The following is a 14513-nucleotide window of genomic DNA, read 5'->3' as shown; positions in this document are numbered from 1 at the left end:
GCTGTCCTGTGTGATGGCGGCGGCGGGCTTTTTTTTATGCCTGGAAGGGGGATCAGTATGTCGGCATTGTCCAGCGTATTAGTTAAATTTACGGCTGATGTTTCCAACGTCCAGAATTCAATTAAAACAGCGATGGGGCAGGTTCGTGACGCTGGCAAGGAAATGGGCGAATCGGGCGGGCTGATGGGTAGAGCGTTCAGCGGCTTCCAAGCGGTGGCCCTGCCTGCCATCGGTGCAGTGAGTACAGCCTTGGGCGGCCTATCCCTGGGGAAAGGTGTTTCTTTCAACGCCGATCTAGAACAGGCGGCGATCTCATTCGAAACCCTGCTGGGATCGGTAGACCGGGCCAAAGCCATGATCCAGGACTTGCAGCAGTTTGGGGCTTCAACCCCGTTCGAATTCCCCGGCCTGCAAGATTCGGCAAAGCTGATGCTGGCGATGGGTTTCCAAGCTGAAAGCGTGATGCCCAACTTGAAAGCCTTGGGTGATGCGGTAGCTGCCGTGGGTGGCGATCAGGAGATGTTAAAAGGTGTTACGATGGCCCTGGGGCAGATGGCAACGAAGGGGAAAGTTTCGGCGGAGGAAATGAACCAACTAGCGGAAAGAGGAATCCCGGCCTGGGATCTGATGGCCCAAAAGATGGGCATGAGTAAGCAGCAGCTTATGGATCTATCGTCCCAAGGTAAGATTATGGCGGAACAAGCGGTGCCTGCCTTGATTGACGCGATGGGCACGAAATTCGCCGGGGCGATGGACAAGCAAAGCCAATCGTTCAAAGGTATGCTTTCCACTCTTTCCGATAACGTGAACATGCTGCTGGGAATGGTGTTTGAACCCGTTTCGGCAAAATTAAAGGAATTGATGCCCCTGGCGATCAATTTTGTTAATGCCTTTTCGGACGGCTTCAAAGCGGGCGGGCTTGCCGGGGCCATTGAAGCCATTTTTCCCCCTGGGGTGGCTGCGGTTATTAACGCTATCACGGCAGCAGTAACCGGCTTATTTACCCTATTAGTAACTAACTGGCCTATTATCTACCCGATCTTAACCGGGATCGCGGCGGGGTTTGCAGCCTTTGAAGTGATCGCGAAGGTGCAGGCAGCGACGGCAGCTATTAAAGCCTTTTCGCTTGCAACTTCGGCCCTAGCTGGCCCGGTGGGGGCTGCGGTCGTGGCTATCGGACTGCTAGTGGCTGCCGGGATCTATCTTTATCAGAACTGGGGTTCGATTTCTGCCTATCTTTCTAACGTATGGAACCAAGTGGCCCAGGCGGGGGCAGCCGTGGTCCAGACCTTGACCGAAGCCTGGAACCGTATTTCCGGGGTGGCTGCTTCAGTCTTTCAAAGTGTGCAGGGGGCGATTTCCGGGGCCATGCAATCGGCCCAAGGTGCGGTCGAATCGGCATGGGCGGGGATTTCCCGAACCTGGAATAGTACCACAAGCAGTATTCAGCAAATGACAACGGAAAAGCTGGGTGGGATCAATACCATTACCGCTTCGGCCTGGGAAACCATGAAAACCCTATGGGACGAAGGAAAGGTGGCCCTGTGGGGGTTAGCGGTGGCCCTGTGGCAAGGGATCATGGACACATTCAACGCGGCCCCAGCTAAACTTATGATCTGCATGCAGACGGTAAAAGAAACCCTGATGAACGCCTGGAACTTGATCAAAACCGATGCTGTAACGATGGGAAAAAACGTGATCATGGGGTTTGTTAGTGGTTTAACCAGCTTCGCAAGTTATTTATACAATGCGGCCCTGGGTGTGTTTCGGCGGGTAACAGATGCAGCATCAAGGGCCTTAGATATTCATTCCCCTTCCCGTGTAATGATGCAGATGGGGAAATATACTGCCCAAGGGTTTGCCCTGGGGATGGGTGCGGAAGCTGGAACAGTGACGGCTGCCGGGCAAGCGATGGCGGCTGCTGCGGTGGGCGGCCTGGGTGGATATGCGGCCCCGGCAATGACGGCCCCGGATCTTTCTGTGGGCAACCAGGGGAACAGTTTCAATATCACGATCAACGGTAGCAACGGGCAAGAAATCTGGGCCGAACTGGAAAGACAATTGATTCGGCGGGGGGTTAAATTTTAATGGCTGATGTATTCTTGATCGCGGGTGAAGATCAGATTACAAATGTGCTTCTTGAAGGTATTTCTATCGAGCAGGTATTAACTTCTGTTGTTGATACCTGCTCTTTCTCTATCAAAAACGTGCAGCCTTCAGAGGGTGACGAGATCATCGTTGAACTTTCCGGGGTGCGTATGTTTGCCGGGATCATCGATTCGGTGAACCTGGCCCGGACGGTGGGCGGCCTGCATATCTGGGACGTAACAGCCCAGGATTACACGTTCCAACTGAACCGGCGGCTAGTGGTGGAAACCTACGAAGGGCAAACGGCAGACTGGATCGCCAAAGATATTATTCTGAAGTATGGGCAGGGCCTTTTCACGACCGATCATGTTAGGCCCGGTGCCCCTACAGTATCGATAATCTTGTTTGATTACATGGCCCCTTCGGACTGTTTCAAAAAGCTGGCTGAATACTGCGGGTGGGAATGGTTTGTGGATTATAGCCGGGATGTGTGGTTTTTTGATCCAGCGGAAGAACCCGCTTATTTGACGGCAACCCTTAACGATTCAGCCCCGTTTCGCAACCTAAAGCATTCGGTGGATACTGCCGGGCTGCGTAACCGGGTTTATGTACGGGGCGGGACTATGCTTTCCGCCCCTTTTGTTTATGAGATTAAAGCAGATGGAGCGGCCCGGACGTGGCCCCTTCCCCATAAACCCCACAACCTAACCATGCAGATTTCCGGGGCGGGCGTAATCGTGGGAACTGAAGGGGTGGACAAAGAAGAAGCTGTGGCCTTTTTGGTGAACGTCAATGAAAAGTATGTGAAAGCAAGCAAGCAGACCGTAACCCCTACAAACGGGGCAACCTTGACTTTCAGCTATCGTTACGATCTGGACGTGATTACAACGGTGGACGATCTGCAATCCCAGGCGGCCCTTGCGGGGGTGCAGGGCGGCGATGGCGTGTATGAGCATGTGATCGTTGACAAAGCCCTTTCCACTATCGAAGCGGCTGAAGCTGCGGGCATGGCTGACTTACGGCAGAATTCAAACCCCAAGGTTCGCGGCAGCTTTGAAACAGAGATGCCGGGATGGATGCCGGGCCAATATGTATCCATCGATCTACCCGACCGGGGAATTCAAAATACTTTCATGATCCAAAAAGTAACCCTTACCCCCTTAACCCCGGATCTGTGGACGTATCAGGTTAGTTATGGCGGGCGGCTGGTGGGAATCCCGGATGTGCTGCAATCCCTGGTAAGTGCCCAGAAGGCCGGGATCAACGTCACGACCTTACTGAATAAGCTGGTTTACGGTACAGAGGGGCTTTCTTTTGGCGATCAGCTTGTTACCCAGGCGGGGCAGCTACCCTTTTATATTGAGAGTAGCCGGGAAGAACTGTTGGACCAAACCCCCTACACGGTGACAAGAATTGAAGATGTGCAGGCCGACTTCCAATCTGGAACCCTTACCAACGTACAGGCCAACACGGACGGATCGCTTTCCATTACAACGGGCAACAGCGGGAACCGGGTGCAGCAGCTTTCCCTGTCCGGGCTGGGCAGCGTAGACCAAACCCGGATCGGCTGGGAAGCGATGGCGGGAACCCTTGCGGAAGATCAATTCTTGACCTTGAATGATGCCTGGGATGACGTGGGCGGATCGGGCACGGTAACGAAATTTATTTATTATGACGGGACGGCAACCGATGGGGTCTGCCTACGTTGTGCCGGTGGCATGGTGTGGAACTGCATGAAAACATTAATCCCCTTTGATGCTACCAAGGTATATGTGATCAAGGCCCGGATCAGGCAATCCGTAGACCCAACGGCAGGCGGGGCGGCTTGTTTTGTGGGCGTGGAAGGGCTGGCGGCTGATGGGTTGACGTTGATCAATGCAGCCGGGGCCGATGCCCATACTGGACAATATTTCTATGCTTCAAACGGGACGCCCCTTACCGTGGCGGGTGGGTGGCAGACGTTCACGGGGTACGTTAAAGGGTATAGTGATAGTCCAACGGTAACAACGTACCCCAACCCGGCAAGCCCTGGCCCGGTGAAAACAGGGGTGGCCTTTATTCGTCCCGTGGTAGTGGTGAACCATGATGGCGGGAACGGGACGGCAGATATTGATTTCACGGTGTTGGAATTCCCCGGCGATGTGGTGATTGAAACGAACCTTTCAACCGATGGGGGCGGGACGTGGCAAGGGTGGCAGGCGGCAACCAACGGGGCCAAGTGCCGGGCCTAACCCCTGGGCTAGACCTTTCAACGGCAGCCCTGCAAGTGCGGCAAAGCCTGACGACCGACCTTCCTACTTCCCCCAAGCTGAATTATTTTTCCTTGATCGTTGAAGGTACAAGCAGGCCCGGTATTGCAACGGTGGGATCGCGGCTGCTGGTGCTGCCCAAGGATTCCAACCTGCCGGGAGTAACGGCAAAGGTGAAAACAAGTACAGACGGGGTGAATTATACCGGGTGGCAGGAAGTGGCCCTGGGTGAACCTGTGACCGTACCTTACCCCGGATTTTTCAAACTGGCCCATTATGGCGGGGGAATTCGCTATAAAAACACAAAGAAGATCCTTGATGAAACGATCAACCTATGCGGTGAGGTGGTTATTTCCCAATGATGGAAAATGTAAAGCTGAAGGGTGAATGGTTTTTTGAAGAAGAAGGGGGAGCCGTGAGCGGCCCCCTTTTTAATTCGATTACTTCTGCTGGGCTGCTGCTTTTATCCCAAACCATTGCAGAACTGCCCAGCCCTTATTTAGTGGTGGGGGATGATTCCGCCCCCGGTGAAACAATCGTGGAAGTGCTGCGGAAACCCGTTTCAACGATTATCGTATCAGGCAGCTTGATCAGGTTCAGGACTCAAATTTTGCAGGGTGAATGTAACGGTGATCATACCAAAGCGGCAATCTTTATCGGTGGAACCGATGTGGCGGGTAGCGGGACAATGTTAAACCTGCTAACCCAGCCCTGGTCGAAAGCGGGAAATACCGTGCTGACGGTGGAAGCCCGGATCACTATTGCAGCGGAAGAATAGGGGGTGGCCCAGTGACGGTGATCAATGCTTTTAAGAATGGAACAACGGTGATCGATGAAGCAACTATGAATTCCCTGATCTCTATTCAGCCTTTCGCCCTTGTTTATGACGGAACCCAAGTGGACGGGAAAACCGGGGCGGGCGTGTATCAATTCGATAATTCAAGTTATGATACGGCAATTTATTTCACTTCCCTGGGGGTAACGGAGGTCGCACGGGTGGAACTGGAACTGGTCAAGGGTGGGAGTGGTGCCGATCTAGTGATCGAAATCCGGGCGGGGTTAGTGACGGACGACAGCAGCGAAGGGATTTTATTAAAAAAGATGGTGCTGCCTGCTGAATTCGTTACTACGTCAAAAGCCTATGTATCTATCCCCTTTGACCTTACGGGCCTAACCAGCGGGGCACGTTACTGGTTAGTAGTGCGGAAAGCTGGGGATGCAACCAACTATATTCGGCTGCATGGAGAAGCGGCCCAGGATGCCAACTATCCAACCTATCAACGCAACGGGGCGGGGGCCTGGGGCCAAGTGAATTCAGCCCATTACAAGATTTTTTCCGGGGAAAGCGGATTGTTCAGGCACGGGATTTATGGCAGCGGCTTTACTGCCGTTGAATATAGCGGTGAAGTGATTTCTAAAATGTACCGATATTTGCCCCCTGCGGGTACGTCCCAGGGTGGGATTCGGGATGTTTTAACCTTCACATGGAACGGATCATACCTGAAACGGGGGGCTTTGTAATGTTTGGAGCAACGGAAACACTGATTTCCTTTTTGCAACGGCAGCTAGGGGTTCGGACAGATTCGTCTAGTGGCACAGGTAGCGTTCATTCAAAGCTGGGCGATCTTAAAGACACCGTGAATACTAACTTTTCGACCGTGAATACAGCCTTAGCCCGAACCCCGTGGATGGCGGGCAAAAAAGTATATATTCAATATGGAAGATACCAAAACACGGTTTCAGCGAATATTACTGTGGATATGTTTGAATTAACCGGGCCGATTCTGATCCTGGGTGGCTACGTTGACCTGGGCACGACCAGCCAATATGCCTACTATACCCTGGTGGCTGATGGGGCCAATATTTTTAACGTATCGGGTTCAACGGCTAACGGATCAAACGGCATTGTGGAGTATTACAATACTACAAACAACGATGTTACAAGTACGTCACACGGAAGCAATGCGTATTTCTTGCCCAACCCATACCATTCATCGGTAACTTTTTCCACCAAGGCACAATTTACGATTCCCCCAATGTTTTACTGTGATACTAACTTCAAACTTTCCGTGAGATCAGGCAGCAGTAACTCAACCCCTAACCCTAAATGGGCTGTGTACTATATTCGGATGGTTTAATAATTGGGAGGTTTTTCGATGCATTCGGTGGACTACATTGAAGAAAATGGAATCATCTATAAGATTGAAAAGGATGGCGATTTTACCTTTTCAAAGTCTGTTTATTGTGGGGCAAAGAAAATCACTGTAACCGGGGGAAAGAACGTGATCAAGATCGGGGAAGCCCTGCCGTTGAATGTTGAGATCATGGACTGGCAGGACACCCCCCAGCCGGGTATTACCGAACCGATTGAAGTGGTAGTGGCCCGGATGGGGGCCGACCCCGTAAACTTGATCCTGGCCCCTGTGAATAGCAAAGCTGAATTCGATTTTATCAGCAACGCCAAAGGGGTTATTTCGATTACACTTAGCACGATCATGCCGGGGTGTGATCCTGCCTATCTCATGGTGGAGGTTGAAGAATAATGAGCAAGCCAACCCTGACCATCCATAAAACACAAGCAGAGATTAAGGAACAGTTGATCAAAGCGAAGATCGCGGAACATGCAAGCAAAAAAGCAAAGGGCGAGAAGGCCACCCTGGATTCCCTGGCTGAAAAGTTGGATCTGATTATCGATATGCTTTCCAAAGATTAAGACGTGAAACAACGTCTTTTTTTATTTTTCAAGTGCCGTTGTTATTGAACTCAAAAGCTAAACATGCAGCCGGGGGTGAGATGGTGGATACCCTTGTAAGTGAAGCATTAAAACAAGGGGTTTGGGCGGGCCTTTTTGTTTCCCTTTACGTCTATCAACTGCAAGAGGGCAGGCGGCAGCAAAATGAATCAAGGGGTAGAGAGGACAAGTTGACGGCTTTTTTATCTGAGATGTCAAAACAGTTTGAATCCCTGGCCCGGCAGTATGAACGGCTTTCTGATGATGTGCAAGAGATTAAAAACGAGATTCGGAACCACAAAAACAGCTAAGGAGAGAGAAAGAACATGGTAGAAATCACACAAGAATTGATCCAAAAGGGTGCAAGAAATCGGCCCGGCTATCCGATGAAACCTGCATATCTCACGATTCACAATACTGGGAACAGCAGCAAGGGAGCCAATGCTGCCGGGCATGTAGAATATATCAAATCAACGGCTGCGGGATCTACGGGCTGGCATTATACCGTTGACGATAAGCAGATCATTCAACATTTGCCGATCACTGAAAACGCCTGGCATGCCGGGGATGGCACAAATGGCCCCGGCAACCGAACCAGCGTGGGAATCGAAATCTGTGAAAATGCTGATGGGGATCTGGCGAAAGCTGAAGCCAATGCCCAGGATCTTGTTTGCAAGCTACTGATTGAAAACGGAATCCCGCTTGAAAACGTGGTGCCTCATAAAAACTGGACGGGTAAAGATTGCCCCCATTTGATCCTTCCCCACTGGGATCAATTTATCGCGGGAGTAAAAACCCGACTGGATGCAGAAATGGCCCGGCAAGCAGCGGAGCAGGCCAAAATTGAAGCCCAGAAACTCTATGACAAAATCCCGGAGTGGGCACGACCAACCTTGATCAAATTACACCAAAAAGGATTGATTACTGACCCCCTGGGGGATCAATCTTTTTACCGTATCGTGGTGGTATTAGACAGAATGGGCCTATTTGAAAAACTAAGTGCTTGATCGTGTTACAAATCATACCCGGAAGCGGTATCTAAATAGCACGGGACAGAGGAAGCGACTTCTGTGCTGCCCCTGTCCCATTAAATTATTGAGGTGATTTTTTAATGTTCGAAGCTAGTATGATTACCGGGGTTATTGTGGCCCTAGGCCAACTTGCAAAAAATTATATTGACCCCAAGTATGTCCCCGCGATTTCTCTTGTTTTGGGTATTCTTGGTGGTGTATTTCTGGTACCGGCAGATAACCTGCAAACCGGAATTTTGAACGGACTTATTTCTGGTCTTTCCGCTTGTGGCTTATATGATGTCACAAAGACCCTTCACAATTAAAGAAAAGGAACGTCTGCCCGCTGGCCGTATGGCTGGCGGGTTTATTTTTTTGTCACAAATCAGAACACGAAACGAAATCAAAACAGCATAAGGAGGTTTAAAAAGATGATCAAATTCATTGACCCGGCAAAGAAAAAGCGGAAGGGCGATCTGTGGTGCCCGTACTGCGGTGAATGGCGGAATTTTAAAAAGGATAACTGGACGGGATACAAGAGATGCCCGGACTGTGGAATGTCCGATCATGACTTCCATGTAAAAACGATAAACCACTTGTGGGGAAATGTCGGTATCAAACCCAGGGAACGGAGGTAACGAGATCATGGAAACCGCAAACATTCAACACCCCGAGGCCGAACTAATTGGATTTCGGGTGTTAAAGTCAGCGATAACGAGCGAATTGATCGCCAAGCTGGGGCCGGAACGATGGATGCTGCTGTGCATTATCGCGGCCCATATGGATGAAAAAGGCGAATGCTGGCCTTCCCAGACAACCCTTGCAATGTTAGCAGGAAAAAACCGATGCACAATTAGCCGGTGGGTGAACTCACTACTTGAATTCCGGTGGAATGGGGAAGCAATTTTTGTGCGGGAAATGCGGAAGCTGCCGAATTCCCAGGCCGAATATTCCCATTATAAGATCCTTCCTGCGGCCCAGGTGATGCCCAGCCCCATATACGAAATGAACGACCCCGTATTAGAAATGAACGACCCCATAGCAGAAACGAACGACCCCGTTCATCTTGTATATACAAAGAATACGGATATATCTGATCCCCCGGTTATTAACTGTAATAACAGTAAGACAGCAGCGGCTCAAGCTGATGAAGCAACGGCGGCAATCGCTGAAGACCTTGCGACGGCTCAAAGTGTGATCCGCTATTTCTGCCAGAGATACCGGAAGAAATACAACGCGAACTATTCCCCTAACTGGCCCAGGGAAACAAAGCTGGTGAAAAAGAATCTGATGGGGCAATACTCGTCGGAACAACTGCGGCAGATGGTAGACATTTCAGTGGAAATGTACGAGAAATGGGGAAGCCTTCAAAAATTCCCCCGGCCTAGCATAGCGGCCCTGGCTACATGGATGGCGGAAAAGGCCCTAGCAGTAGCCCAGCAGCGGGAAGTAAGAATGAATATACCGGAACATGGTGGCAGGACAGACGATGAACTGCTGGCATTGATAGACCGGATTTAAGGGGGCGTGAAGCGTGGACAACTGCCTATTAAAGAGCAAGTGCAAGCAGGCCGGAAACCTCGCCTTCTGCGGCCCCCTATGTTATGCCTTTCTAAAGCTGCAAGGGGAAACAGGACGCGGCGGGATCTGGGGCCTGGCCGGGATTCCGAAGACCTATGCCGGGGTGACAGCGGCAAGACTTCCCTTCGAACAGGATAATCCGGTGGCCTGTACTGCCGTTCAAAAATATTGTGCCGATGTGCTGGGGAAAGTGGCAAAGGGCTGCGGGCTATATCTTTTTTCGATTCCCCAGTTGGACAACCCCAAAGGAACCGGAACTGGGAAGACAACGGCAGCGGTGGCGATCCTGAATGAATTCATGGTGGCCCGGACGATTCAGCATGTAAAAAAGGAACGGCAGATCGACGAAATCCCTGCCCTTTTTGTCAATGCGTCGAAGTATCAGAATGCGTTTAATGCCCAGTTTCGCGGAACCCCAGAGATGCAGCAAGCTGCAAGCTATCAATATTACAAACTAAAAAGGCGAATGCTGCGGGCCGAATTGTTGGTCTTAGATGATATTGGGGTTCGTGAAGCAACGGAAGCCTACCGATCCGAATTCTACGAAGTGATCGACGGGCGGATCATCGAGGGAATGACGAGCATTTACACGTCGAACCTGCCATTGAACGAGATCGCCGGACTGCTGGATGATCGGATCGCAAGCCGGATCGAGGGGGCCGCGATCCCCGTTTCATTCCGGGGTGTAGACCATAGAAAGGCGGGGCTTTTTTAATGCTGGAATCACAACTGCTTTCCAAAGCCATCGATGAAAATGCATTTCAGCAACTTTATTTATACAACATTGACAGCGATGATTTCCCCACACTGGAAAAGGTGTATGCATTTATACGTGACTATGTGAAAGATAACGGACAAGCCCCCGATCCCCGGACGGTGGCAGCGGAATTCACTGAATTTGATTATATGCCCAGCGTATCGGACACCTTCAAATTTCTTTGTACCCGATTAAAGGCCCAGACCGCAAAGCTGCAAGCCTTCGAACTGCTGCAAAATCAGGCTGGGAGCAAGTTTTCCGAACTACCGGGTGATAAATTCATTACCTGGCTAAAGGAAGAAACGGCCCGGATTGAAGCCCTAACCGCTTCGACCTTTTCCTTGGGAACGAACTATGCAGCCAACGGTAACGAACGGCGGGAATGGTACGACGAAGCGAAGACAGCCCGCGAATCGATCTATATTCCTACCCCATACGCGACCCTGACCGAAGACTTAGCAGGGGGATTCGAAACGGGCGACTTTATCTTGCTAATGGCTTTCACGAACCGGGGTAAATCGTGGATCGCTTCGCATATCGGCCTTACGGCCTGGGAAAATCGTTTTCCGGTGCTGCATTATTCGCCTGAACTTTCAAAGAAGCAGCAAAGCCTTCGCCTGGATACGCTTATGGGCAAATTCGATAATGTGAAGCTACGACGGGGCTTGCTGGACAACGAAGAAGCCTATTTCAGATACCTAGAAGCCTTTTCCCCAGAGGTAGCAGAATTCCAGGGTGCCTATGTTATCAAGACGATGGAAGACCTGCCGGGCGGGTTAACCTTGGAGGCCATCGAAGCCGATCTGCAAACCTTTCCCGATACAAAAATGGTGATCATCGATGGCTTTAACCTGATGATTCATGGCAAGGGAAAAGGGCTACGGGATGCTATGACTTCGACTTCGCGGCGACTTCGGCAGCTTTTCGGGCGGTATGGGGTGGCGGGTCTAGTGGTTCACCAAACCCCCGGTGCTGCGGAAAAAGAGGGGGCAAAGCAAGATGACGAGGGGAACAGAATCGTAAAGCCCCCGAAGCTGACCGATTATAGTGAAACTATAGCGGTGATCCAAGATGCGGCAACCGTCCTAACCTTTGATGCAGCAGACGGAATCGGCAAAATTTCAATCGAGAAATGCCGGAAACCAAATGTGGGGAAAGTTGTAGAATTATCCGTGAATTTTAACCTGGGATATGTACGAGAAACGGATGTAACTGACCTATTTTAGTTTAGTTTGGGAAAGTTACCGCGAATTACAGATAGACTAATGTATGTCCATTCGTTAATATAGCAAAGCAGTTTGTTATGAAGTTTTTACGTCAAAACGTTATTACTTCAAAAAAAGAATAAACGAAGGGGTGAACGAAAATGCAACAATTTCAGTCCCAACGTTCTGAAGCGTATGGAACCAAAACAGAAAACAAACTGCCCAAGTGGGTAGACTTCGCTGAAGCCGTCACTGGGAAACGGGTTGCTATATGATTACCGTCCGGGGGTACGAAATTCGGGTAAATATCAGGGCAGAGATCGAGAATTATGAGTGGCAGCGGCCCCGTTGGACGGAAAAGAACTTTATAGCATGTTCCCCATTCCGGAATGAGAAAAACCCCAGTTTCGCTATTCATTTAGAACGTGGGGTATGGTTGGACAGCGGCTCACATGATCCCGAATGGAATAAAGGCGAATTTGTAAAACTGCTTTCCTGGCTACGAAATGAGACATTTGAGGAAACGGCAGATTACCTGCTCCAAAAATATGGGAGCAAAATTGCCGATCCAGATTCTTTGACGCTGAATTTGAACTTGACAGAAAAGAAAAAGCCGAGTCTTTTATTAGACCCGGCAGTTTTACAGGATTATTCTTTTCGGCATCCTTACCTTGCAAAGCAACGAGGAATAAGTGAAAAGTATCAACGGGCTTTTCATATCGGATACGACCGGAAAAGCCGGGCCATAACTTTCCCCTGGTTCGATAAGGTTGGACAGCTAGTGAATATAAAGTTTCGGAGTGTTCATGGGAAAATGTTTTGGTATTTCCTCGGTGGGCAGCCTGTGCGTAATCATATTTACGGTTTAAACGTCGTTTATAAGGTTAATGCGGAGCGAGTGTTCATCGTTGAAAGTGAGATCGATGCGATTACGCTATGGCAGGCAGGATTTCCTGCGGTAGCGTTGGGTGGGGCGAACTTATGCAGGCAACAGAGAAACCTTCTGATTCAATCCCCCATTCGGAAACTGGTGTTAGCAACTGATAATGATAGGGCCGGACAGAAAATTGCCCAAGAAGTAACCGATCAGATGGGTGGTTTTGTGGAACTGGAACAACTTCAACTGCCTGATCATGTTAAGGATGTGAACGATCTAAGCAGAGGAGAGTTACTCAAAATCATTGATGGGATGAATACTTTTCAATCTTCATTTTTGAGTGGGATCAGGTGTAACTCCAATAACCAAGACCGAAGCGATAATCGAAAAAATCAATACGATAGTAATTAGCCATTTCCAAATAGCCCTGGAGCGTTGAAGATCTTTTTTAATGTAATACAGGGTTTCTCCATTTTGTCTCGAAAGCAATTGTCGCTTTTGTGGAAAAATTGCCAAGTAGAGCAAATCGATATAATCCGAAAAGTTTTCAGGATCGGAAAAATGATGTTCTGCTCCGTCCTCAGAAATGACATTTACGATTTGAACTTTCTTACTGACTTTAGTAACCCATTTATGAACACCTTTTAGCAACCTATAGTTTACGTAAGTTATCAACGGTGCGAAAACTATTCCTCCTAAAAATAAGGTGAGTAAATCCTCCAATACCACGTAGTTATGCCAGCCCATTCTGGCTATAAAAAAAGCGTCAACAGCGTCCCTGCCTTCTATCAGGTAGGAGAAGAAACTACTCGTACCCAAGATAAGAACTGCCCCCTTGCTGCTACTAGAAACTGATTTAATAGATGATTTACGTCTTTCGTAAACTACCTGATACATCTGAGCAATTTCATCATAAAATTGATTTTTTTCAATGTCGTCGAAATCAGGATCTTTTTCAACCTGTTCGTATGCTTTCGCTAGGTGGGGATGACGTTCCAACACTTCCCGGGCGATCAATGGGCTACGACCTAGTTTTTCAAAAAGATCAGATTCCATTATTTCGAAATGATTAGCGATCTTCCGTACAAGATGATCACTGGGGTATTCCCCACCTTTTTCCAATCGGGATAAATAGGATGCCGAAACCCCTAATTGTTCACCTAGTTGTGAGTACGTTAAGCCTTTTTGTTTACGTAAATGAGCGAGATAAGCACCGGCTTCGACCTGTTTTTTTAATATTTCCACCCGTTCTTCTGGAGAAATAGGATCGGCCCTTCGTGCAGCCATTAAACATTTTACCCCTTGAAATTAATTATGTATGGAATCGAATATGCCCTAGAAGTATTTCCCGAAACATCTACTTTTATCAATTAAATTTTCCGTCACGAAATTACGACTATGGCGGCATCTAATATCATTGAAAGGGGGGTGAGAAATGGCGAGAATAATCGACATGACGTTAATAAATAAAACAGCGTTGATGTGTGACCAAGATCCTAGCGAAGAGTCACTAGCCCGCCTTCTGGAACTCATGGCCCCTGTTGTCGAACACACTGCAAGGAAGTATTCCCGGCTAACCGGACTAGAATTGAACCTGATTATTAGTGAATTAGAAGAAGTGGTCTGGAAAGCGTCGGTGGGGTATGACGGGAGATCGGCTTTTACCCAACGATTTCATACCTATGCAAAAGATAAAGAGATCGATTTCATAAGGTATTGTAATCGATTAAAACGAACTTTATGTACCGAAGTTTCAATGGATGCTCCGCTTCGATCAGCTGAGAATCTTTCATATAAAAACTTATTTGAAGACAGGTTCAACCTAGAAGAAGAAGTGATTGCAAAGGTAGATATAGAAAAAAAGCTCGCTGGTTTTACGAGAACCAACGAGCAATTCGGAAAAATCCTAGAATTGATGCTATTAGAGTCCGTCCAGGAACCCAATGGAACCAAGTATGGTATCCGTTGAAACCGTGTTTTTTCCAAATTAATCAAGAAAATAGCCGCAAACCGTA

18 protein-coding genes are annotated in these 14513 nt (G+C 49.0%); 17 read left to right on the top strand and 1 reads right to left on the bottom strand.

What is annotated here, in order from left to right; genetic code table 11:
* Nucleotides 1–57: 57 nt before the first annotated feature.
* From EDD73_RS10870 to EDD73_RS10805, 16 genes are all read left to right on the top strand, one after another.
* Nucleotides 58–2088, top strand: coding sequence for a tape measure protein (locus EDD73_RS10870; RefSeq protein ID WP_165876467.1), 2031 nt, complete (start codon nucleotides 58–60; stop codon nucleotides 2086–2088).
* Nucleotides 2088–4319 (top strand): hypothetical protein, encoded by a 2232-nt coding sequence (locus EDD73_RS10865; RefSeq protein ID WP_131919824.1) that lies wholly within the window; start codon nucleotides 2088–2090, stop codon nucleotides 4317–4319. Before EDD73_RS10870 ends, EDD73_RS10865 begins: the two co-directional genes overlap by 1 nt.
* Nucleotides 4271–4699 (top strand): hypothetical protein, encoded by a 429-nt coding sequence (locus EDD73_RS10860; protein ID WP_131919823.1) that lies wholly within the window; start codon nucleotides 4271–4273, stop codon nucleotides 4697–4699. Before EDD73_RS10865 ends, EDD73_RS10860 begins: the two co-directional genes overlap by 49 nt.
* The gene (locus tag EDD73_RS10855) at nucleotides 4696–5115 is read left to right on the top strand and encodes a hypothetical protein (protein WP_131919822.1); all 420 of its coding nucleotides are present in this window, start codon (nucleotides 4696–4698) and stop codon (nucleotides 5113–5115) included. Before EDD73_RS10860 ends, EDD73_RS10855 begins: the two co-directional genes overlap by 4 nt.
* An 11-nt stretch (nucleotides 5116–5126) precedes the next feature.
* On the top strand, nucleotides 5127–5858 hold the full coding sequence (locus EDD73_RS10850) for a hypothetical protein (protein WP_131919821.1): 732 nt from the start codon (nucleotides 5127–5129) through the stop codon (nucleotides 5856–5858).
* On the top strand, nucleotides 5858–6475 hold the full coding sequence (locus tag EDD73_RS10845; RefSeq protein ID WP_131919820.1) for a hypothetical protein: 618 nt from the start codon (nucleotides 5858–5860) through the stop codon (nucleotides 6473–6475). The genes EDD73_RS10850 and EDD73_RS10845 overlap by 1 nt, the downstream gene beginning before the upstream one ends.
* A gap of 27 nt (nucleotides 6476–6502) precedes the next feature.
* The gene (locus EDD73_RS10840; protein WP_131919819.1) at nucleotides 6503–6880 is read left to right on the top strand and encodes a hypothetical protein; all 378 of its coding nucleotides are present in this window, start codon (nucleotides 6503–6505) and stop codon (nucleotides 6878–6880) included.
* Complete coding sequence (locus tag EDD73_RS14915) at nucleotides 6880–7050, top strand: hypothetical protein (RefSeq protein WP_165876466.1); 171 nt, start codon at nucleotides 6880–6882, stop codon at nucleotides 7048–7050. Before EDD73_RS10840 ends, EDD73_RS14915 begins: the two co-directional genes overlap by 1 nt.
* Before the next feature lie 44 nt (nucleotides 7051–7094).
* Nucleotides 7095–7379 (top strand): BhlA/UviB family holin-like peptide, encoded by a 285-nt coding sequence (locus EDD73_RS10835; RefSeq protein WP_131919818.1) that lies wholly within the window; start codon nucleotides 7095–7097, stop codon nucleotides 7377–7379.
* 15 nt (nucleotides 7380–7394) lie between these two features.
* Nucleotides 7395–8075, top strand: a complete 681-nt coding sequence (locus tag EDD73_RS10830; protein WP_131919817.1) for a peptidoglycan recognition protein family protein — start codon at nucleotides 7395–7397, stop codon at nucleotides 8073–8075.
* 104 nt (nucleotides 8076–8179) lie between these two features.
* Nucleotides 8180–8404 carry a hypothetical protein gene (locus EDD73_RS10825; protein WP_131919816.1) on the top strand — a complete coding sequence of 75 codons (225 nt, stop codon included), beginning with the start codon at nucleotides 8180–8182 and terminating at the stop codon, nucleotides 8402–8404.
* A gap of 105 nt (nucleotides 8405–8509) precedes the next feature.
* Nucleotides 8510–8716, top strand: a complete 207-nt coding sequence (locus tag EDD73_RS14910; RefSeq protein ID WP_165876465.1) for a hypothetical protein — start codon at nucleotides 8510–8512, stop codon at nucleotides 8714–8716.
* A gap of 7 nt (nucleotides 8717–8723) precedes the next feature.
* Nucleotides 8724–9599, top strand: a complete 876-nt coding sequence (locus EDD73_RS10820; RefSeq protein ID WP_165876464.1) for a helix-turn-helix domain-containing protein — start codon at nucleotides 8724–8726, stop codon at nucleotides 9597–9599.
* Nucleotides 9600–9612: 13 nt separating this feature from the next.
* Complete coding sequence (locus EDD73_RS10815; RefSeq protein ID WP_131919814.1) at nucleotides 9613–10374, top strand: ATP-binding protein; 762 nt, start codon at nucleotides 9613–9615, stop codon at nucleotides 10372–10374.
* Nucleotides 10374–11642 (top strand): DnaB-like helicase C-terminal domain-containing protein, encoded by a 1269-nt coding sequence (locus tag EDD73_RS10810; protein WP_131919813.1) that lies wholly within the window; start codon nucleotides 10374–10376, stop codon nucleotides 11640–11642. Before EDD73_RS10815 ends, EDD73_RS10810 begins: the two co-directional genes overlap by 1 nt.
* 250 nt (nucleotides 11643–11892) lie before the next feature.
* Nucleotides 11893–12909, top strand: a complete 1017-nt coding sequence (locus tag EDD73_RS10805; protein WP_131919812.1) for a toprim domain-containing protein — start codon at nucleotides 11893–11895, stop codon at nucleotides 12907–12909.
* Here EDD73_RS10805 and EDD73_RS10800 read toward each other — a convergent pair.
* Nucleotides 12829–13785, bottom strand: coding sequence for a helix-turn-helix domain-containing protein (locus EDD73_RS10800; protein ID WP_131919811.1), 957 nt, complete (start codon nucleotides 13783–13785; stop codon nucleotides 12829–12831). The genes EDD73_RS10805 and EDD73_RS10800 overlap by 81 nt on opposite strands.
* Nucleotides 13786–13933: 148 nt before the next feature.
* Here EDD73_RS10800 and EDD73_RS10795 point away from each other — a divergent pair, with 148 nt between their 5' ends.
* Nucleotides 13934–14467, top strand: a complete 534-nt coding sequence (locus tag EDD73_RS10795; protein WP_131919810.1) for a hypothetical protein — start codon at nucleotides 13934–13936, stop codon at nucleotides 14465–14467.
* The last annotated feature ends 46 nt before the right edge of the window (nucleotides 14468–14513 follow it).

Origin of the sequence: Heliophilum fasciatum, assembly GCF_004341395.1 — a bacterium.
GTDB classification, from domain to species: Bacteria; Bacillota; Desulfitobacteriia; order Heliobacteriales; family Heliobacteriaceae; genus Heliophilum; species Heliophilum fasciatum.
This window is presented reverse-complemented; position numbering and strand designations above follow the sequence as displayed.